The sequence below is a fragment of the Frigoribacterium endophyticum genome, assembly GCF_011759585.1.
In the GTDB taxonomy this organism is placed as follows: Bacteria; Actinomycetota; Actinomycetes; order Actinomycetales; family Microbacteriaceae; genus Frigoribacterium; species Frigoribacterium endophyticum.
This window is the reverse complement of record NZ_JAAOYV010000003.1, coordinates 97561-118250: the sequence shown is the minus strand read 5'-3', so window position 1 is coordinate 118250 and position 20690 is coordinate 97561. Positions and strand designations below refer to the sequence as shown.

Annotated in this window: 18 protein-coding genes; 13 read left to right on the top strand and 5 right to left on the bottom strand. The window is 75.6% G+C overall.

From position 1 onward, the window contains the following. Positions 1-7 precede the first annotated feature (7 nt). Both FHR77_RS14960 and FHR77_RS14955 read left to right on the top strand, forming a co-directional pair. Complete coding sequence (locus FHR77_RS14960; protein WP_167261613.1) at positions 8-1372, top strand: hypothetical protein; 1365 nt, start codon at positions 8-10, stop codon at positions 1370-1372. Next, a complete protein-coding gene (locus FHR77_RS14955) occupies positions 1369-2721 on the top strand; it encodes a lipopolysaccharide biosynthesis protein (RefSeq protein WP_167261611.1) in 1353 nt (450 codons plus the stop codon). The genes FHR77_RS14960 and FHR77_RS14955 overlap by 4 nt, the downstream gene beginning before the upstream one ends. Here FHR77_RS14955 and FHR77_RS14950 read toward each other — a convergent pair. Together FHR77_RS14950 and FHR77_RS14945 are read right to left on the bottom strand one after the other, a co-directional pair. Beyond that, positions 2718-3638 (bottom strand): AEC family transporter, encoded by a 921-nt coding sequence (locus FHR77_RS14950; RefSeq protein WP_167261608.1) that lies wholly within the window; start codon positions 3636-3638, stop codon positions 2718-2720. The two genes, FHR77_RS14955 and FHR77_RS14950, sit on opposite strands and share 4 nt — an antisense overlap. A 69-nt stretch (positions 3639-3707) precedes the next feature. Beyond that, on the bottom strand, positions 3708-4292 hold the full coding sequence (locus tag FHR77_RS14945) for a hypothetical protein (RefSeq protein ID WP_167261606.1): 585 nt from the start codon (positions 4290-4292) through the stop codon (positions 3708-3710). A 14-nt stretch (positions 4293-4306) separates the two neighbouring features. On the opposite strand from FHR77_RS14945, the gene FHR77_RS15675 reads away from it, so the two are divergent. From FHR77_RS15675 to FHR77_RS14930, 3 genes are all read left to right on the top strand, one after another. Continuing rightward, entirely contained in the window at positions 4307-5428 is a 1122-nt protein-coding gene (locus FHR77_RS15675; protein WP_208381075.1) for a carbonic anhydrase, read from the top strand. 34 nt (positions 5429-5462) lie between these two features. Further along, positions 5463-6509 (top strand): beta-eliminating lyase-related protein, encoded by a 1047-nt coding sequence (locus tag FHR77_RS14935; protein WP_167261604.1) that lies wholly within the window; start codon positions 5463-5465, stop codon positions 6507-6509. Positions 6510-6618: 109 nt separating this feature from the next. Continuing rightward, positions 6619-7221, top strand: a complete 603-nt coding sequence (locus FHR77_RS14930; protein ID WP_167261602.1) for a nitroreductase family protein — start codon at positions 6619-6621, stop codon at positions 7219-7221. A gap of 93 nt (positions 7222-7314) precedes the next feature. Here the strand turns inward: FHR77_RS14930 and FHR77_RS14925 are convergent, their stop codons facing one another. Together FHR77_RS14925 and FHR77_RS14920 are read right to left on the bottom strand one after the other, a co-directional pair. Beyond that, entirely contained in the window at positions 7315-8562 is a 1248-nt protein-coding gene (locus tag FHR77_RS14925; protein ID WP_167261600.1) for an ATP-binding protein, read from the bottom strand. Next, complete coding sequence (locus FHR77_RS14920; RefSeq protein ID WP_056056153.1) at positions 8559-9212, bottom strand: response regulator transcription factor; 654 nt, start codon at positions 9210-9212, stop codon at positions 8559-8561. The genes FHR77_RS14925 and FHR77_RS14920 overlap by 4 nt, the downstream gene beginning before the upstream one ends. Before the next feature lie 182 nt (positions 9213-9394). Here FHR77_RS14920 and FHR77_RS14915 point away from each other — a divergent pair, with 182 nt between their 5' ends. From FHR77_RS14915 to FHR77_RS14885, 7 genes are all read left to right on the top strand, one after another. Beyond that, positions 9395-10012 (top strand): hypothetical protein, encoded by a 618-nt coding sequence (locus FHR77_RS14915; protein ID WP_167261598.1) that lies wholly within the window; start codon positions 9395-9397, stop codon positions 10010-10012. Beyond that, positions 10009-11226 carry a peptidoglycan-binding protein gene (locus FHR77_RS14910; protein ID WP_167261596.1) on the top strand — a complete coding sequence of 406 codons (1218 nt, stop codon included), beginning with the start codon at positions 10009-10011 and terminating at the stop codon, positions 11224-11226. The genes FHR77_RS14915 and FHR77_RS14910 overlap by 4 nt, the downstream gene beginning before the upstream one ends. 11 nt (positions 11227-11237) lie before the next feature. Then, a complete protein-coding gene (locus FHR77_RS14905) occupies positions 11238-11945 on the top strand; it encodes an ABC transporter ATP-binding protein (protein ID WP_341777407.1) in 708 nt (235 codons plus the stop codon). Next, positions 11942-13243 carry an FtsX-like permease family protein gene (locus FHR77_RS14900; protein WP_167261594.1) on the top strand — a complete coding sequence of 434 codons (1302 nt, stop codon included), beginning with the start codon at positions 11942-11944 and terminating at the stop codon, positions 13241-13243. The genes FHR77_RS14905 and FHR77_RS14900 overlap by 4 nt, the downstream gene beginning before the upstream one ends. Before the next feature lie 115 nt (positions 13244-13358). Beyond that, entirely contained in the window at positions 13359-13802 is a 444-nt protein-coding gene (locus FHR77_RS14895; RefSeq protein WP_167261592.1) for a DUF3060 domain-containing protein, read from the top strand. 109 nt (positions 13803-13911) lie between these two features. After that, a complete protein-coding gene (locus FHR77_RS14890; RefSeq protein WP_167261591.1) occupies positions 13912-15816 on the top strand; it encodes a hypothetical protein in 1905 nt (634 codons plus the stop codon). Between the two features lie 106 nt (positions 15817-15922). Further along, positions 15923-16549 carry a phosphoribosylanthranilate isomerase gene (locus FHR77_RS14885; RefSeq protein ID WP_167261590.1) on the top strand — a complete coding sequence of 209 codons (627 nt, stop codon included), beginning with the start codon at positions 15923-15925 and terminating at the stop codon, positions 16547-16549. A gap of 123 nt (positions 16550-16672) precedes the next feature. Here the strand turns inward: FHR77_RS14885 and FHR77_RS14880 are convergent, their stop codons facing one another. Then, entirely contained in the window at positions 16673-18862 is a 2190-nt protein-coding gene (locus tag FHR77_RS14880; protein ID WP_167261589.1) for an ATP-dependent Clp protease ATP-binding subunit, read from the bottom strand. 217 nt (positions 18863-19079) lie between these two features. Here FHR77_RS14880 and FHR77_RS14875 point away from each other — a divergent pair, with 217 nt between their 5' ends. Then, complete coding sequence (locus FHR77_RS14875) at positions 19080-20591, top strand: hypothetical protein (protein WP_167261587.1); 1512 nt, start codon at positions 19080-19082, stop codon at positions 20589-20591. Positions 20592-20690: the final 99 nt, after the last annotated feature.

Here is a 20690-nt window from a genome sequence, read left to right as displayed (position 1 = left end):
GGCGGCCGTGCCCTCCGTGCCCGTCGTCGCTGAGGTCGCGGCGGCTCGGAGCCTGACCGCCCACGCCGTCACGGTCGGCTGCTGCCTCGTCGTCTACGCGCTCACCCTCCGCCACGTCTTCGAGCACCTGATCGTGCCGACCTTCGGCTATCTCGGGTACTCCTACGTGCCGGGCCCTCCCGCGGTCTCCGTGCTCGCGGTCGTCGCCGCGGCCGCGGTGGCGGCGAGCCTCCCCCGTCGCGTCGAGCGCCCCTCCCACGCCGTCACCTGGATCGTCTTCGGCGTCGCCGTCGTGCCGACCATGCTGACGCCGCACTACTCCGGCTACCTCGACACGCGGACGGCGCTCACCCTCACGCTCGTCGTCGGGGCGCTGTGGGCCGCCGTGGGGTGGACGGTGCGGCGCCCGCTGCCGAGCACCCCCCTCGTCCCTCCCCTGACGCCGGGCGCCCTGGGCGTCGTCCTCGGAGCGTTCTCCGCCGCGACGTACGGGCTGATGGCCGTGACGACGGGGCTGCGCCTCCGGGTGCCGAGCCTCGACTCCATCTACGACGTGCGCGACGAGTTCCGCGACGCCATGGCGGACGCGGGGCCGCTCGGTTACCTCCTCAGCCCGCAGTCGTACGTCGTCAACCCCTACCTCGTCGTGCGCGGGGTGGCGACGCGCAGCCCGTGGCTCGTGGCGGCGGGGGCGCTCGGGCAGGTGCTGATCTTCTCGGCGACCGGGTTCAAGATGGTCCTGTTCTCCACGCCCCTCATCCTGGTCGGGGCCCTCGTGCTGCTGCGCCTCGACCGGCTCCGGGCCGCCGGGTTCGCGGTCGCCCCGGTCGCCGTGCTCGTGGGCGCGACGGCGGCCGACGCCGCGCAGGGCGGCGACACCTGGACGAGCGTCCTGTCGAGGAGGTTCCTCGTCACGCCGGGCACCCTCTCCGCCGCGTTCGTCGAGCACTACTCGACCGCGCCTCCCGCCCTGCTGGCGCACTCCGTCCTCGGGCCCTGGACGGGCGGGCACGGGCGGTTGCCCCCGTCGCTCGAGGTGGGCGACCAGCTCCTCCCGGGCTCGGGCCTCGCCGCGAACGCCAACCTCGTGGCCGACGGCTTCTCGAACTTCGGCTGGGCCGGGGTGGTCGGGGCCGTCGCCGTCCTCGCCGTCTACCTGAGGTTCCTCGACCGGTGCTCGGCGGGCCTGCCGGTGCCGGTCACGGCGGTGCTGGTCGTGATGCCGAGCATCGTCCTGTCACAGACCGCCCTGTTGACGTCGATGCTCACGCACGGCGTCTTCGCGGCCGCCGTGCTGCTGGCCGTCGCGCCCCGCACGGGCTGGTCGCCCCCCACGGGCTGGTCGCCCCGTCGGGCCGGGGGGCCACGATGAGCGCGCGTGATCGTCGCCTCGTCGCCCGCCTGCGCGCTCCCGCCCGGCGTCCCGTCGCCGTGCTGCTCCTCGGCACCGGGGTGGGCCAGGGGGCCGTGCTGGCCGCCTCCCCCCTGCTCACCCGGCTCTACTCGCCGGCCGACCTCGGGGTGCTCGCCCTCGTGACGAGCCTGGCGGCGATCGGCGGGGCCGTGGCCACGACCGGCTGGGACCGCGCCGTGGTGGCGGCGCGATCCGACGCGCTCGCCCGGGCACTGGTCGGCCTCGCGGGGCTGTCGACGCTGCTCGTGACGGTCGTCGTGGCCGTGCTGAGCGGCGCCCTCCGGCACCGGGCGGCCGAGTGGCTCCGCTCGCCCGCCCTCGTCGAGCTCTGGTGGGTGCTGCCCCTCGTCGTGGCGCTGATCGGTGCGCAGCGCACGGTGGGCGCCCTGCTCACCCGTCGACGCGCGTGGCGGTCGGCGGCCGCGCGGTCCGCGGCGCAGGGCCTCGGCCAGGTGGCCACGAGCGTGCTGCTGGCACCGGCCGGAGGCGCGCTGGGGCTCGTGCTCGGGCTCGCGGCCGGGCGGGCGGCGGGCCTGCTCGGCTCCGCGGGCACGAGGTCCCGCCGACCGTCGACCCCGCACCCGGCGTCCCGCAGCGCGCTGCCCACCCGCCGGGCCGTCGCGACCGCAGCCCGGCGGTACCGCCGCTTCCCCCTCGTGTCGACCTGGTCCGGCCTGCTGAACTCCGCGGGCCTGCAGCTGCCCACCGCGGTGCTGGCGGCCGCGGCCGGGCCCGTGGCGCTCGGCTTCGTGGCGCTGGGCTCGAGGGTCGTCGCGACGCCGGTCGGGCTGCTGGCCGAGGTGCTCGGCCAGCACGTGGACGGGCGCGTCGGGGTGCTGGTCCGGCGGCGGAGCCCGGGGCTCACGCGGCTGGTCGCGTCGAGCGTCCTCCGGACGGGCGCGGCGGGGGTCGCCGGTGCCGGGGTCGTGGCCGCCGCCTCCCCCCTGGTCGTCGGGCCGGTGTTCGGGGCTGCCTGGGCCCCGGCCGTGCCCTACGTCCAGCTGCTCGCCGTCTCGTGCGCGGCGCAGCTCGCGGTCGTGCCGGTTGGACGGGTGCTGACGCTGCTCGAGAGGCAGGGGCGTCAGCTCTGCTGGGACGCCGCGCGGCTCGTGGCGACGCTCGGCAGCGTCGGCGCCGCGGCGGCGCTCGGAGCGACCCCCGTGCAGACGGTGGCGGCGCTCGTCGCGGCCGGCACGGTCTCGTACGGCGCGCTGCTGCTGCTGGTGGTGACGGCCGCCCGCCGCCACGACCGTGAGGCGGAGGCGGTGGCGGAGGCGGTGGCGGAGGCCCGCAGCCCCGGCACCTAGGCCAGCAGCCCCGCGACGAGCACGAGGACGGGCACCGACAGCACCGTCGTCACGAGCACCGTGTCGCGGGCCACGACCACGCCGGTCTGGTAGCGCTGGGCGTACGTGAACACGTTCCGCGCGCTCGGCAGGCCGGCGAGCACCACGGCCACGAAGAGCTCGTCGCGGCTCAGGTCGAACACGAAGTCGCCGAGCAGCCAGGCGGCGACCGGCATCACCCCGAGCTTGAGCACCGTGGCGAGCACGACGTCGGGCCGCCCCTCGCGAGCCTGCAGCGGGCGCGTGCCCGAGAGCGACATCCCGAACGAGAGCAGCACCACGGGCACCGCCGCCCCGCCGACGAGCAGGAACGGCTCGAGCACCGGCGCCGGGATCTCGAGGCCCGTGACGGCCACCAGCACGCCGAGGGCGGAGCCGATCAGGAGCGGGTTGGTGAGGGGCCGCACGATCGCCCGGCCGAGGCTGCTGCCCCGGTTCGTGACGGTGTCCATGACCGCGAGGACGACCGGCGTGATCACGAGCAGCTGGTACAGCAGCACGGGGGCCACGAAGGTCGCGCTGCCCAGCACGTAGGTGGCGACCGGCAGGCCGATGTTGTTGGCGTTGACGTAGGCCCCGCCCATCGTGCCGATGGTCGTCTCCGCCGCCGAGCGGTGCAGCACGAGGCGAAGGACGAGCACCGAGATCACGGCCGCCAGCAGGGAGGCGCTGGCCGACACCACGAGGAGGCGCGAGAAGAGGACGTGGACGTCGGCCTGCGAGATGGTCGAGAAGAGCAGGCAGGGCGTCAGCACGAAGAAGACGAGGCGCGAGAGCACCTGGTGGCCGGAGGGGCCGAGCAGGTCGATGCGCCCGACCACCCAACCGGTCGCGATGACCGCGCCGATGATCGCGAACCCGATCAGCACTCCGCCCATGCGTCCATCCTCGCGCAGGCGGCAGCCCTGCGACGCCGACCGGCGCCCGCGGGGCTCAGCCCGAGGGGCTCAGACCGTCGGGACGGCCGCGATGCGCGACACGAGGTACCGGGCGACCTCGGCGCCCTCCTCGCCCGTGTGCCACGTGATCGCGTCGCCCTCCTTCGCGACGACGGAGAACTCGTCGCCGAGGTCGAGGCCGGACCGCTCGGCGAGGGAGGCCGCGAAGGCCCGGCCCTCGCTCTCGAGCGAGCGGAGGCCGGCCGGGGAGCTGACGATCAGCAGGGCGCCGCGCCGCAGGCCGGGCGCGAGCACCTCGGTCGCACGCCCGAGGTCGCGGGCGGCCTCGGCCACGCCGCCGACGCCCACGACGGCGACGTCGAACCCGTCGACGTCGCCCACGGGGAGGCCGGGGTCGGCGTCGACGACGACGACCTCGGCTCCGAGCACGGCGGCCCGGTCGCCCAGGGGGCGGAGCAGGTCGGAGGAGCCGGTGAGGACGAGCTTGGGCGCGTGGGCGAAGTACATGGTGAGGGACCTCTCGGGAGGGCGGCCGCTGGTGGGGCGGATGCGGGTCAGGGGGACCGGCGCGGAGCGGGTGCCGGCGGGGACGGGCCGTGTCGACCTCTCGGCCGGGCCTGTGAACTTCTTCATCACTGACTCTACGTATGATATTCCGATTCCACAAGGTGCGCCGCACCTGCTCGACGATCGGATCCGACGTGCCCCGCGCCTCCTCGACCTCCCGTTCCTCCCCCTCCGCCTCCCGCTCCGCGCGCGGCCGGAACGACGACCGGTCGACGGTCGACCGTCGAGCCGGCGGCCGACGACGACGCCGGCTGCCCCTGGCCGTGGGCGCCGGGCTGGCGGTCGCGGCCCTGGCGGGCTGTTCGCTGCCCGGCGGCGGGGCCGAGGCCCCGTTCGACCCCGTGCGCGTGCCGCCCGCGAGCGCGACCTGGAGCTACGGCGGCGAGACCGGGCCCGACCGGTGGGGCTCGCTGTCGAGCGCCTGGAGCACCTGCTCGACCGGCCTGCGCCAGTCGCCGGTCGACCTCGCCGGGGCCGTGCCGGGGGCGGGCCCGGCGACCGACGCGGCCGCCCCCTCCTTCTCGCTCGCCTGGGGCCCGGTCGAGCTCGACGTCGACGACGACGGCCACGGGGCGCACCTCGAGACGGAGGGGGTCGCCACGGCGACCCTCGACGGCCGGGCCCACGAGCTCGTGCAGCTCCACGCACACGCGCCGTCGGAGCACGTCGTCGACGGCCGCCCGGCGTCCGGCGAGGTCCACTTCGTGCACCGGGCGGCCGACGGGTCGCTCGCCGTGGTCGGGCTGCTCGTGCAGGTCGGCGACCACTCCCCCGCCTGGGAGCCGGTCGTCGCGGCGGTGGTCGCCGAGGCGCCGCGGCCACGGGCGGCCGGACCCTCCGACGACCTCGCCTCGCGCGCCTCGGCGACCACGGAGACCGGGGCCCGCATCGACCCCCGCGGCGGCGCGCCCCGCCCCGGCGACGACCTCGACGACGATCGGGACGACGACCTCCGCACGGACGACCTCGACGCCCCCCGCGTCGACCTGGCGACCCTGCTGCCCGGCACGCTCGACCACGTGCGCTACGACGGCAGCCTCACGACGCCGCCGTGCACGGAGGGCGTGAGCTGGGCGGTGCTCAGCTCACCCGTCACGATGAGCGCCGAGCAGCTGGCCGTGCTGGCCGGCGGGGGCGACACGGCCCGCCCCGTGCAGGAGCTCGGCGACCGCCTGCTGACCGGCACGGCGCCCGTGCTCTGACACCGCGCCTCCCGCGAGGCGGCAGGATGGACGGGTGACGCGACTCCACGACCCCGCAGCCCACACGTTCGCCTCCGACAACTACGCCGGCGCGCACCCCGAGGTGCTGCAGGCGATCGTCGACGCCGCGGGCGGGCACGTCGGCTCGTACGGGGCCGACCCGTACACGCGCCGGCTCGGCGAGGTCGTCGTCGAGCAGTTCGGCGAGGGCGCGACCATCGACCCCGTGCTCACGGGCACCGGGGCGAACGTCGCGGCGCTGCAGGCGCTCGTGCCGCGCTGGGGCGCCGTCGTCTGCGCCGCCTCCGCGCACGTGTACACCGACGAGGGCGGCGCGCCCGAGCGCCTGGGCGGCCTCAAGCTGCTGACCGTGCCGACGCCCGACGGCAAGCTCACGCCCGAGCTCGTCGACCGGCAGGCCCACGGCTGGGGCGACCAGCAGCGCTCGCAGCCCCTGGCCGTCACGATCACGCAGAGCACCGAGCTCGGCACCGTCTACACGCCTGACGAGCTCCGGGCCCTCACCGACCACGCGCACTCCCTCGGCATGCGCGTGCACCTCGACGGGGCGCGCCTCGCGAACGCCGCCGCCTCGCTCGGCGTGCCGTTGCGGGCGGTCACCCGTGACGTCGGCGTCGACTCCGTCTCGCTCGGCGGCACGAAGAACGGCCTCGTGCTGGGCGAGTCGATCGTCACCTTCGCCGAGGAGTCGCGGGTCGGCCTGGCCTACCTGCGCAAGACGGACGCGCAGCTGCTGTCGAAGATGCGCTTCGTCTCGGCGCAGTTCCTCGCGATGTTCGAGGACGACCTCTGGCTGCGGTCGGCGAGCGGGGCCAACGCGCGCGCAGCGCAGCTCGCGGCCGGCCTCGCCGACGTGCCGGGCGTCACCGTGACGCAGAGCGTCGACGCCAACGCCGTCTTCGCCGTCCTGCCGGCGGCCGTCGTCGAGCCGCTGCGCGAGGCGCACCACTTCTACGACTGGGACCGCACGACGGGCGAGGTGCGGCTGATGTGCTCGTTCGACACGACCGAGGAGCACGTCGAGGCGTTCCTCGCCGACGCCCGGCGCCTGACGGCCTAGCGAGCCGGTGCACGCTCGGCACGAAATACTGGGGCGGCGCACGACGTTGTGGGGCGCGGGGCCCGACGACGCGCCTCCTCCCCTCAGCCCCTCCGAGAAAGCCGGCGCCATGTCGATCACCGAGTCCGCCCTGCCCACCACCACCCGCTCCGCCGACACGAGCGTGCCGATCGTCGCCGAGCTCGACGCGCGCTGGAGCCCCCGCTCGTTCGACCCCGAGGCGACCGTCACCGACGCGCAGCTCGACGCCCTGCTCGAGGCCGCCCGCTGGTCGCCGTCGGCGAACAACTTCCAGCCCCGCCGCTTCATCGTCGCCCGCCGCGGCAGCCACCACTTCGACACGATCGTGCACGCGCTCGTCGGCTTCAACGCCGCCTGGGCCGTCAACGCGTCGGCCCTGATCGTCGGCATCGCCGAGACGTCCACCGTCGAGGGCGACCTGCGCTCGTACGCCGAGTACGACCTGGGCGCGGCCGTCGCGCACCTCGTCGTGCAGGCGCAGGCCGAGGGCCTGCACACCCACCAGATGGCCGGCGTCGAGTGGGAACAGATCGTCGCCGCGTTCGACCTGGCCGAGAACCTCAAGCCGATGACCATCACCGCCGTCGGCGTCGTCGACACGGCCGACAAGCTGGCCGAGGCCCTCGCCGAGCGCGAGACCGCGCCCCGCACGCGCCTGCCGCTCAGCGAGCTGGTCATCGCCCGCAGCTAGCCGCCCGGTCGAGGTCGCCATCGAGCGGTCATGATCTGCTCCCCCGTCGCGGCGGGAGCAGCAGGTCGTGACCACTCGGGGCCGTCGGCGGGGTCAGCCCACCGTGACCCGCAGGCCGCCCTCGGCCCGGGGCTCGACGGCCAGCGTCCAGCCGTGCGCCGCCGCGACCGACGCCACGATCGCGAGCCCGAGGCCGCTGTGCCGCTCGTCGCCCGCGCCCGCGCCTGCGCCCTGGCCGCCGCCGCCGACCCGGCCGCCGACCCGGGCCGGCCCCGCACCGCGCACGAAGGCGCGCGTGAGCGTCGCCGCCTCCGCCTCGCCCACCACCGGCCCCGTGTTCTCGACGACGAGCACGGCCCCCGGCCCGCCGTGCACGCGCACCCAGCCGCCGGGCTCGTTGTACTCGACCGCGTTCGTGACCAGGTTGCGCACGAGCTGCCCGACGAGCACCTCGTCGCCCCGCACCCGTCCGAACGTGCCGCGGGCCACGATCACCTCCACCGAGGAGGCGCGGGCCCGGTCGAGCAGGCCGGTCACCACCTCGTCGACCACGTCGCCCACCGCGACCTCGCGCCCGGCGTCGGCGAGCCCGCGATCGGCCGTCGCGAGCGCGAGCAGGCTCTCGAGCAGCGCCTCGCTGCGGCGGTTCGCGTCGAGCAGCTGCCGCTTCGTCCGCTCGAGCTCGGCGGGCGTCGGGTCGTCGAGGCCGATCTGGATCGCGGCCCGCTGCACGGCGAGGGGCGTGCGCAGCTCGTGCGAGGCGTCGGCGACGAAGCGCCGCTGGGCCTCGAACGACGCCTCGAGGCGGTCGAGCAGGCCGTCGATGGTGTCGGCGACCCGGGCGACCTCGTCGCGCGGGCCGGCGAGCGCCACCCGCTCGTGGAGCGTGCTCGCCGTGATGCGCCGGGTCGTCTCGACGACCGCGTCGAGCGGCCGGAGCAGGCGGCGGCTGACGAACCAGCCGACGACCCCGGCCACCACGGCGGCGAGCGCGACGCCGAGGGCGGCGGCCGGCCACTGCTGGGTGACGACGACGTCACGGATCGTCGCCGCGACCGGTCGCCCATCGGCGCCCTGGACGAGCTGCGTCGCCGCGCAGCGTCCTTCGTCGCAGGCCGCGTCGCCGAGGGCGAGCGGCGTGGCCGGCGGCCCGAACGACTCCGCGACCGCCGTCAGGCCGACCGTGATGCCGGCCGTGGTCGTCGCCGACACCAGCACCACGACGAGGGCGGCGAGCAGCGCCGACACCACGCCGAACGTGACGGCGGTGCGCAGGCCGATGCCCCAGTGACGGGGAGCGAGGGCGGCGAGCCGACCCGCGACTCCTGACCGGCCCGTCACAGGACGTAGCCCCGGCCGGGCAGCGTGCGGACGGGGTCGGGGTCGCCGAGCTTCTTCCGCAGCTTGCTCATCGTGACGCGGACGGCGTTGGTGAAGGGGTCGACGTGGGCGTCCCACGCCTTCTCGAGCAGCTCTTCTGCGCTGACGACGCGGCCGTCGGCGCGGAGCAGCACCTCGAGCACCATGAGCTCCTTCGTCGAGAGGCCGAGGTCGAGGCCGCCCCGGGTGGCGTGGTGCCGCGACGTGTCGAGCACGATGTCGCCCGACCGGAGCACGGGCGGCGCAGCCGGGGCGGATCGGCGGCCGAGCGCGCGGACCCGGGCGACGAGCTCGGGGTACTCGAAGGGCTTCGCGAGGTAGTCGTCGGCGCCGAGCTCGAGCCCGCGCACGCGGTCGTCGAGGCCGCCGGAGGCGGTGAGCATGAGGATGCGCGTGGGGCTGCCGCGCTCGGCGACGCCCCGCGCGACGGCGTCGCCGTGCATGCCGGGCAGGTCGCGGTCGAGCACGACGACGTCGTAGTCGTTGACGGCGAGCAGCTCGTCGGCGTCGTCGCCCCGGTAGGCCACGTCGACCGCCATCATCTGGCGGGCGAGGCCCGCAGCCACGAGGTCGGCCAGGGCCACCTCGTCGTCGACGACCAGCACGCGCACGGCATCGCCCTCTCTCTCGGTCGAGCCGCCCTCCCCGCGGGTCGGGCAGATCATGACGACATGTCACATGCATCCTACACATAGTGGTGTTTCGCGGACGTAACTCCGGACGGCACGCTCCGGAGACGGCCCGGCAGGTGGAGTGGTCACCGTTCGTTCACCCCCGACGAGAGGACCTCGCCATGACCACCTCCCCCACCACCTCGACCACGACGACGGCCGACCGCCGGTCGACGGCGACCCCGACGAGCCGGCGCGACCGGAGCGGCCGCCGACGCCGCGCCTCCTCGGCGGCCCTCCTCGGAGCGGCCCTGCTGCTGGTCGCTCCCGTGCTCGCGGCGTGCAGCACGGCGGCCGACGACCCGACGGCCGGCGCCTCGTCCGGAGCGCAGGGCAGCACGAGCAGCGCCAGCGCTCAGCTCGGGTCGTGCCTCCGCGACGCGGGCTTCGACGTCGACGACCCCGACCTCAGCCGCGGCATGGTGATCGCCCCGCCGGCGGGGGTCGACATCGACGCGTACGTGACCGCCTTCACCGACTGCCGCGCCGAGCTGCCGGCCGACCAGGGCGGCCAGCCCGCCCCCTCGGCCGACGACCTCGCCGCGCTGCAGGAGGCCAACCTCGAGGTGGCCCGCTGCGTGCGGGAGAAGGGCTTCACCGACTTCGCCGACCCCGTCGACGGGGTCTTCCCGTCGGGCACGTCGATGAGCACCGACCCCTCGGCGCGCGGGGCCCAGGACGAGGCCTTCCTCGCCTGCTCGGAGGAGCACGGCCCCAACAGCGCCGGGGCCGGCCGATGACCGGGGGGAGTCGCGGGGCAGGGCACCCGGGGCGCGCCGGCCGACGCCGGGTCGGCGGCCCGGGCGCGGGCACGCGACGCCCTCCCCTCGCCGCGACGGCCCTCGTGGCCGGGGCGGTCGCCGGGGCCCTCCTGCTCAGCGGGTGCGGCCTCACCGGCTCGGCCGACGGAGCCGGCGACGACGCGGCGGGCAGCAGCGCCTCCCCGACCGCCGGGCTGCCCACCGCGCCCGTCGTGCGCGGCGACCTCGTGGACTCCCGCACGATCGCCGGCACGCTGGGGCACGGCTCGCCGACACCCCTCGTGGCGCCGGGCGAGGGGACGATCACGCGGCTGCCCTCCTACGGCGAGGTGATCGGGCTCGACGGCGTGCTCTGGGCGGTCGACGAGTCGCCCGTGCAGTCGATGCACGGCACCGTGCCGCTCTGGCGCACGCTCGAGCAGGGCACGGAGGGCGCCGACGTCGCCCAGCTCAACGACGCCCTGCTCGCGCTCGGCTACGACGTGGCCGACGACGACGTGTTCGGGCGGCGCACGGCCCGAGCCGTCCGCGCCTGGCAGGAGGACCGCGACCGCGAGGTCACCGGCGCCCTCGGCCCGGCGGACATCGCGTTCGTGCCGGGCGACGTCCGGGTCGCCGAGGTCGTCGGCCGCGTCGGCGACCCGGCCGGCGAGGTCGCCTGGAGCTGGACCTCCACGACCCTCGTCGTCACGGCCGAGGTCTCGCCGGTCGACGAGGGCCGATTCGCCGTCGGCGCACCGGTCGAGGTGGGGCTGCCGGGCGGCGCGCGCGTGCCCGGCACCGTGCGCTCGGTGGAGGGGCCGGGGGGAGGCGCGGGCTCCGGCGGCGGGGCCGGCGGCGGCTCCGGGGCCGGCGGGTCGGGTGCCGGCTCCGGGTCGGGCTCGGGCTCCGGCGCCGGCGCCGGTGCCGACCGCGTGACCGTCGTCGTCGGGCTCGACGCCGAGCTGCCCGAGGGGGCCGCGACCGCCGGCTCGGTCGACCTCGTGGTCGAGGGCGAGCGGCGGGTCGACGTCCTCTCGGTGCCCGTGACCTCGCTGCTGGCGGCGGGCGACGGCGGCTACGTCGTCGAGGTGCGGTCGGCCGACGGCTCGGTCGATCGCGTGGCCGTGACCGTGGGCGCCTTCGCCCAGGGGCGCGTCGAGGTCTCGGGCGAGGGGCTCGCCGAGGGCGACGAGGTCGTGGTGCCCTCGTGAGCGGGGCGACCGTGAGCGGGGCGCCCGAGAGCGCGTCGAGCGAGAGCGGGGCGCCCGTGCTCGAGCTGCGCGCCGTGACGCGCACCTACGGCGACACGACCGCGCTCGGCGGGGTCGACCTCGTCGTGCGGCGCGGCGAGCTCCTCGCCGTCGTCGGCCCGAGCGGCTCGGGCAAGTCGACGATGCTCAACGTGATGGGCACGCTCGACCGGCCGAGCTCCGGCTCGGTGCGGATCGCGGGCCACGAGGTGGCCGAGATGACCGACGACGCCGTGTCGCGCCTCCGGGCCGAGCACGTGGGCTTCGTCTTCCAGCACTTCCACCTCGCGGCCGGGGCCACGGCGACGGAGAACGTCGCGGACGGCCTGCTCTACGCGGGCGTGCCGCGACGGCAGCGTCGCGAGCGCGCCCGGGAGGCCCTGGCCCGCGTCGGGCTCGGGCACCGCCTCGACCACCGGCCGCACGAGCTCTCGGGCGGCGAGAAGCAGCGCGTGGCCATCGCCCGCGCGGTCGTCGGCGACCCGACGCTGCTGCTGGCCGACGAGCCGACCGGCGCGCTCGACTCCGTCTCCGGCGCCGCGGTCGTCACGCTGCTCCGCGAGCTCAACGCGGCGGGGACGACCGTGGTCGTCATCACCCACGACCGCGAGCTGGCGGCGGCGCTGCCGCGCCGGGTCGCGATGCGCGACGGCCTCGTCGACGCCGAGGTCGCCTCGTGAGGGGGGCGGCGGCCCCGGGAGCGGGGCCGGAGCGCGACTCCCGCACGGCCCCCGGTCCGCGACCGGGCCGCAGCGCGCGCCCGGCCCGGGCCCCTCGCCCGGCCCGCGCCCGGCCCGGGCACGTCTCGGCCCGCGACCTGCTGGGCCTCGGCGTCTTCGGGCTGCGCACCCGGCCCACGCGAGTCGTGCTGTCGGCCCTCGGCATCGCGATCGGCATCGCCGCGATGATCGCCGTCGTCGGCATCTCGTCGTCGAGCCAGGCGGCCCTCGACCGGGTGCTCGACGGCCTCGGCACGAACCTGCTCGTCGCCGCACCGGGCACGGACGCCCGCGGCGAGACGGCTCCGCTGCCCGAGACGGCCCTCTCGGCGCTCGACCGACGGGGCGACGTCGAGGGCGTCGCCGGCGTCGGGCGCGTCGACGACCAGAAGGTGTACCGGACCGACCGGGTGCCGGCCGCCGCCTCCGGCGGGATCTCGCTCGACGTCGCCCTCGGCGACCTCCGCGGGGTGCTGCACGCCGACCTCGCGTCGGGCCGGTGGTTCGGCGACGCGGCGAGCGAGCTGCCGCAGGTCGTGCTCGGCGCCACCGCCGCCGCGACCCTCGGGGTGACCGACGTCGCGCCCGAGACCCGGGTCTGGATCGGCGGCCGCTGGGTCGCCGTCGTCGGCGTGCTCGACCCGCTGCCGCTCGCGCCCCAGCTCGACGCGTCGGCCTTCGTGCCGAGCGGCTCGGCCGCGGCGGAGTTCGGCTTCGACGGGCACCCGACGCAGGTGTTCGCCCGGGCCGACCCGGCCCGCGTCGGTGCCGTCCGCGACCTGCTCGCCGCGTCGATCTCGCCCGAGGACCCGGCGTCCGTCGACGTGGGCCGCCCCTCGGACGCCCTCGCGGCGCAGCAGGCGACGGAGGAGTCGTTCACCGGCCTGCTGCTCGGCATCGGCGGCGTCGCGCTGCTCGTCGGCGGCATCGGGGTCGCGAACACGATGGTCATCACCGTGCTCGAGCGGCGCGCCGAGATCGGCGTGCGCCGCGCCCTGGGGGCCCGGCGGCGGCACGTGCGCGACCAGTTCCTGGTCGAGTCGCTGCTGCTGTCGGGCCTGGGAGGCGCGGTCGGGGTCGCCCTCGGGGTCGCCGTCACGGCCGGGTTCGGCCTCGTGCAGGGCTGGCCGGTCGTCGTGCCGGCCTGGGCCGTGGCCGGCGGGCTCGTCGCGACCGTCGCGATCGGGGGCGTGAGCGGGTGGTGGCCCGCGTCGCGCGCGGCGCGCATCCCGCCGACGTCGGCGCTCGCCGCCGCCTGAGGCCAGGCAGATCAGATGGGTCAGGGGAATGTCACATGTGACGTGTACCCTCGCGGGGCGGGTCGCCGTGACGGCGGCCCGCCCCGCCACGAACGACCCCAGACCGGAGACCCCCATGGCCGTCAAGACCCTTCCCGCCGCCCTCGCCACCGCCGCCGCCCTCCTGCTGGCCGTCACGGCGTGCACCACGACCAACGCGTCGACCGACGACCCCAGCGGCGCGGCCACGACCCCCGAGGCGCCGCCCACCGCCGTCGGCCAGCCCGACAACGAGTGCGTCGACGGCATCGCCTACATGCAGTTCACGGAGGAGACCACCGAGCTGAGCCTGCCCGACGGCTGCGGCACGGTGTTCGTGCTCGGCGACGGCGGCACCGCCGACCTCGGCCCCGTCGGTGACCTGGGGGTGATGGGCGACGGCTCGACGATCCGCGTCGAGAGCGTCGGGCGCCTCGACCTGACCGGGAACGACAACACGATCGAGCACGGCGGCGAGGCGCCGGAGATCCTCGGCGAAGAGGCGGAGAACGGCACGGGCAACTCGGTCGTCGCCCGCTAGCGGCACCTCGAGCGTTCTGCTCACAGGCGTTGTCAGAACGGTCCGTATCAATGTTACATTTCGTGTCGTCGCTCCCGACCCGGGGGCGCGAGACGAGAGGCACCACGGCATGATCACGACCCTCCGACGCGCCGCCACGGCGATGCTCGCGGCCCTCACGCTGGCGGCCGGCGCACTCGCCGTCCCGGCCGCCGCCCCGGCGTCCGCGGCCGAGCCCGCGGCGGCCGACCCGACCCTGTCCATCACGATCGCGGAGCTGACGCGCATCGACCTCGGGCGGCCGCGCATCCCCGTGCAGCAGCCGACGCCGGTCGAGGTCGGCGTCCGCTTCGGGCACGCGGGCGGCGGCGACGCGGCCGGCGCCCTGACCTTCACCGCGCCGGCGGGCACGACCTTCGCGCCCGGCCAGGCCCGGCTGCCCGCCCAGCAGCGCCTCGAGGGCCGGGCGGGCTGGGAGCCCGTGCCCACCGGGTGGGACCTCGTCGAGGGGGCGCGCTCGGCCGACGGCCGGAGCTACGCCTACCGCTTCCCGGGCGACGCGGGCGCGATCCCCGTCGGGCTCGCGCTCAAGTGGGCGCCGGTGCTCGTGGCCGAGGGCTCGGCGCTGGGCGACCGCGAGATCGGCTTCTCGTTCCGCAGCACGGGCGTGAGCTACGCGTACGCGCTCGACGCCGCCGCCCCGATCACCGTCGTCGACGACGGGCCCGACTTCGGCACCGTCACCCCCGTCACCGTGGCGAGCACCGACCTCGTCCGGGGCCGGAGCACCGACGTGTCGTTCGTCGTCGCCAACTCCGAGCCGCGCACCAGCTACGAGGTGAGCGTGCGCCTCACGGCCCCCGCGGGCACCACCTTCCCCGTCGACGCGACGGTCGAGACGACCTGGCGGCCGGGCAGCTCGGGCGACTGGCGGCCGGCCCCGCAGATGAGCCTGCAGGCCGTGGCGATCAGCGACGCGGGCCGCACGCTCGTCGGCACCCGCGCCTCCGGCCCGCACGGGGGCGGCGAGCAGTACCGCTACACCGTGCCGGTGGCGACGCCGGCCGACGCGGCCGACGGCGCCGACCTCGCGCTCGGCTACCGCTACCGGGGCACCTCGGGCCAGGGGGCGTTCCAGGCGACGGGCACGGCACCGGTGCGCATCGTCGACGACGCCTCCTCGGCGCCGATCACGCTCACCACGCCCGACGCCGTCGGCATCGCGGCCGGCTACGAGCTCGGCCGCCCCTTCACCTTCCGCGGCACCGGGCGACCCGGCGCCCCGGTGACCATCGAGAACAGCAAGGGCCTGCGCCTGGGCACCGCCGAGGTCGGGCCGGGCGGCTCCTGGGAGTGGACGCGGACCCTGATGGGCAGCTACGTCTGGAGCATGGTCTTCTACCAGGACCTCGGCGAGCCCCGGCAGTCGGAGTGGCGGCTGACGGGCTTCGGTCCGGCGGTGCCGCCCCCCGCGCCCGTCGTGCCCGTCGTCGTGACGCAGCCCGCCGACCCCCGGGTCGGGTACGTCGTCGGGGCGCCCTACACGTTCACGGGCACGAGCCGTCCACGGGCGACGGTCGAGGTGCGGAACCTCCGGGGGCTGCGACTCGGCAGCGTGCAGGCGACGGCGGGCGGCACCTGGAGCTGGACCCGCACGAACATGGGCACGACCGTCTGGGCGCTCCGGTTCGTCGCCGACGCGGGACTGCCCGCCGAGCAGTCGGCCGAGGTGCGCGACTTCGGGCCGCAGACGGGCACCGTCACCGTGACGAACCCCACGCAGGCCGAGCTCCTGCAGGGGTACGTGCCGGCGCAGCCGTTCACGTTCCGCGGCACGGCGACGCCGCTGTCGACGATCACGGTGCGCAACCGCAACGGCCTCCGGCTCGGCGAGGCGGAGGCCACCTCGGCCGGCACCTGGTCGTGGACGAGGACGAACATGGGCTACACCGTCTGGTACCTGACGTTCATCCGCGACGAGGGTCGCCCCGGGTCGGAGTCGGCGACCGTGGACGCGTTCGCTCCGCGCGCCTGACCGGGCGAGCGGCAGGGCGGCGCGGCGTCGGCGCGGCGGCGGCGGCGGCGGGACCAGCTGACAGGTGACCACGGAGTCTCCGCCGAGCGGAGGGCAGACTGGGGGCATGCGCACCTGGGTCAAGATCTGCGGTCTCTCCACCCCCGAGACGGTCGACGCCGCCGTCGAGGCGAGGGCCGACGCGGTCGGCTTCGTGCTGGCCGAGGGCAGCCCCCGCACCGTCGACGCCGCGACCGTCCGCGAGCTGGCGGCCCGGGTGCCGGAGCACGTCGAGGCGGTCGGGGTGTTCCGGGGCCAGGGCGTCGAGCGGGTGATCGAGCTGGCCCGCGCCTCCGGCCTCTCCACCGTCCAGCTGCACGGCGACGAGTCGCCGGCCGACGTCGCGGCCGCGCACGCCGCCGGGCTCCGGGTGGTGCGGGCGGTCGACGTCGCGACCTACGCGGCCGAGCCCGAGGAGGCGCGGGTCGCCTTCCGAGAAGACCTGCTGCTGATCGACGCGGTCACCCCCGGTGCCGGCGCCGTCTTCGACGGCCAGCCGCTGCTCGACGCCCCGCCCCACCGCGAGTGGCTGCTCGCCGGAGGGCTCGATCCCGAGAACGTCGCAGCCCGGGTGGCCGAGCTGCGGCCCGCGGGCGTGGACGTCAGCTCGGGGGTGGAGTCGTCGAGCGGGGTGAAGAGCGTCGCGCTGATCCGGCAGTTCGTGGCGGCGGCACGCTCCGCTGACACTGCGTAGCGGGCCGCCCGCGCACACCGCGAGCGGCCCCGTGCGCGGCTCGACGGGCGAGTTCGCCGCGGCCGGGCGGCCACGCCCGCCCGAGAAGGTCGCACTCGCCCGCCCACCAGCGGCGGCTGCCCGCTAGGGCAGGTCGTCGAGCGACTCGGCGGTCGGTTCGCCGACCTCCGAGCGCGACACGCTGAGCGACTCGGCGCCCGGCTCGACGTCGACGAGCACGGTGTCGCCGTCGACGATCCGTCCGCCGATCAGGGCCATCGCGAGCTGGTCGTCGATCTGACGCTGCATCAGGCGGCGGAGCGGCCGGGCGCCGTAGATCGGATCGAAGCCGCGCTCGGCGAGCCAGGCCCGCGCGTCGGGCGTGACGGCGAGCTGCAGCCGACGATCGGTCAGGCGTCGACCGAGGCGGTCGACGTACAGCGACACGATCTGCCCCAGGTCGCCCGCGGTCAGCGTCGAGAACACGACGATGTCGTCGAGCCGGTTGACGAACTCGGGCTTGAAGGCCTGCCGCACGAGGCCCTGCACGAGCTCCTCCTTCTCGGGGTCGCTGAGGCGAGGGTCGGTGATCACCTGCGAGCCGAGGTTCGACGTGAGCACGAGGATCGTGTTGCGGAAGTCCACGGTGCGGCCCTGGCCGTCGGTGAGGCGCCCGTCGTCGAGCACCTGCAGCAGCACGTCGAACACCTCGGGGTGGGCCTTCTCGACCTCGTCCATGAGCACGACGCTGTACGGCCGACGTCGCACCGCCTCCGTCAGCTGGCCGCCCGCCTCGTACCCGACGTAGCCGGGAGGGGCGCCGACGAGCCGCGAGACGCTGTGCTTCTCGCCGTACTCGCTCATGTCGATGCGCACGAGGGCCTTCTCGTCGTCGAAGAGGAAGTCGGCGAGCGCCTTCGCGAGCTCGGTCTTGCCGACGCCGGTCGGGCCGAGGAAGAGGAAGGAGCCGGTCGGCCGGTCGGGGTCGCTGATGCCGGCACGCGTGCGGCGCACCGCCTCGGAGACGGCCTGGACAGCCGCGCGCTGGCCGATGATGCGGCGACCGAGCTCGCTCTCGAGGTGCAGCAGCTTCTCGGTCTCGCCGCTGAGGAGGCGCCCCACCGGGATGCCGGTCCACGCTGCGACGACCTCGGCGATGTCGGCGTCGGTGACGCTGTCGTTGACGAGCCGCTCGCCCGACTCCTCGAACGACTCGGCGTCGGCGAGGCGCTTCTCGATGTCGGGGATGGTCTCGTAGTTGATCTTGGACGCGTCGGCGTAGCGCCCCTCGCGCATGGCTCGGTCGAGGTCGATGCGGGCCTCGTTGAGGTCGCTGCGGAGCGTGCCGACGCCCTGCAGCGCGGCCTTCTCGGCCTGCCAGCGGGCGTTCAGCGCGTCGTAGCGGGCCTTCTGCTCGGTGATCTGCTCGCGCAGGGCGGCGAGGCGGGCGCGCGAGGCGTCGTCCTTCTCCTTCGCGAGCGCGAGCTCCTCGACCTGGAGGCGCACGAGGCCGCGGTAGAGCTGGTCGAGCTCGACGGGTGACGAGTCGATCTCCATCTTGAGGCGCGAGCCAGCCTCGTCGACCAGGTCGATCGCCTTGTCGGGCAGCTGACGGGAGGGGATGTAGCGAGCCGAGAGGGAGGCGGCCGCCACGAGGGCACCGTCGGTGATCGTGACGCCGTGGTGCGCCTCGTAGCGCTCCTTGAGGCCGCGGAGGATGGCGACCGTGTCCTCGACGCTGGGCTCGCCGACGTAGACCTGCTGGAAGCGGCGCTCGAGCGCGGCGTCCTTCTCGATGTACTGGCGGTACTCGTCCAGGGTCGTCGCGCCGATCATGCGCAGCTCACCACGGGCGAGCATCGGCTTGAGCATGTTCGCCGCCGCGACGCTGCCGTCGCCGCCGCCCGCGCCCATCAGGGTGTGCAGCTCGTCGATGAAGGTGATCACCTGGCCGTCGCTCTCGGCGATCTCCTTCAGCACGGCCTTGAGCCGCTCCTCGAACTCGCCGCGGTACTTCGCGCCGGCGACGAGGGCGGCGAGGTCGAGGCTGACCAGCCGCTTGTCCTTCAGGCTGTCGGAGACGTCGCCCGCGACGATGCGCTGGGCGAGCCCCTCGACGACGGCGGTCTTGCCGACGCCGGGCTCGCCGATCAAGACGGGGTTGTTCTTGGTACGCCGCGTCAGCACCTGGCTGACGCGGCGGATCTCGCTGTCGCGACCGATGACCGGGTCCAGCTTGCCGCTCCGGGCGATCGCGGTCAGGTCGACGCCGTACTGGTCGAGCGCCGACTTCTGCTTCTCGTCGGAAGCCGGAGCGCCCTGCATGTTCGCCATGGGTGGTGCCTCTCTCAGAACGTCTCGGTCGGGCGCGCTGCCCGAACTTGAGTTGAACCGACTCAAGTCTACGCACGGACGGTGGGTGCGCAAGCTCCCTGCACAAGCTCGAGGGCACCAGGCGACTCTCGACATGTCACATCTCTCATTGACTCGGGTCGGCATCTGCGCCAGGGTCGTCTCGTCCCCCACAGCCCCACTCCGAGGAACGACGTCGATGACCAGACTCCCCCGCCCCCTCCGCTCCGCCGCCCTCGGCGGAGCCCTCGCCCTCGGCCTCGTCGCGGCCCCGCTGACGTCCGCCGGCGCGTCGCCGACACCCGACCCGTCGGCGACGCCGAGCGTGACCCCGACACCGTCGGCCGTCGCGCCGACGACGGCCCCGTCGACCGCCCCCACTCCGACGGTCGTCCCCGACGCGACGATCGCCGAGGGCGGGCTGTCGCCGGTGCTGCTCGACCCCGTCCAGCTCGACGCGGGCACGACCGCCGCCGTCCCGATCGCCCTCCGCGTCGACGCGGCGCGACCCTCCCTCGTGGGGACGGTGACCCTCGAGGCCCCGGCCGGCTCGACCTTCGTGGCCGCCGGCACGGCGGCGGGGTGGTGGCGGCCGGGCGGCGACGAGACGTGGCGGCGCGACGCGAGCCTCGACCTGCGGGGCGGGAGCGTCGGCGACGGCGCGACCCGCGCCTCCTTCGCGCTCGACACGAGCGGCTTCGCGGCGGGCCACGCCGACGGCGACGAGCTGCGCTTCGACCTGGCGGTGGCGACCCCTCTCGACGCCGAGCCCGACGACTCGGAGCTGACCTGGTCGGCCGTCGGGGCGGGAGGCACCGGAGGCGTGTTCGAGGTGCAGGGAGCGACCTACACCGTGACGGAACCCGCTCCCTCGGCCGCTCCCGTGCTGACCGCCCCGGCCCGCGTCGCCGACGGCTACACCGCGGACGCGCCGTACACGTTCCGGGGCACCGGCCGGCCACTGGCCCCCCTGACCGTCCTCAACACGAAGGGACTGCCGCTGGGCAGCACGTCGGTGCTGCCCGACGGCACCTGGTCGTGGACGCGACCGAACATGGGCACGTACGAGTGGAGCCTCGTCTTCGTGCAGGACGCGGGCACGCCCCGCGAGCGCGAGACGCGGCTGCTCGGCTTCGTGCCGGCGCAGGGCCCACAGATCGCCGTGACGACGCCCGACGCGACGCAGCTGGCCCGGGGCTACGTGCCCCACGCCCCGTTCACCTTCCGCGGCACCGGTCGCCCTGGGGCGCTCGTCGGCGTGACGAACCTCAGCGGCTTCCGCCTGGGGGAGGCGCGGGTCGGCCCCGAGGGCACCTGGTCGTGGACGCGCCCCGACATGGGCTCGTACCTCTGGTCGATGGCGTTCGTGCAGGACGAGGGCACCTACCGCCCGTCGTCGACTGTGATGCGCGGCTTCGCCCCCGCCGTCGACGCTCCGCGACTGACGACGCCGTCGGCGTCGGAGGTCGCCGCGGGCTACCCCGTGTACACGGCGTACACGTTCGGCGGCACCGGCAAGCCCGGCGCGCTCATCGACGTGCTCAACACGAAGGGCCTGCAGCTCGGTCGAGCACGGGTGACCCCGGACGGCAGCTGGTCGTGGCGGATCGGCACCCTGCAGGCGTTCACCTGGTCGATCGACTTCGTGCAGGAGCGCGGCACGAGCGACGAACTCGTCGCTCCGCTGAGGGGGTTCGCGCCGCGCGGGTGAGGCCCTCCGGCGACACCTAGCCTTCACCCTCGGCCCTCACCTGGTCGCGTCTCCCGCTTCGCCCGCCACTTTGGACATGTCGAGTGAGGTGCGTAACAT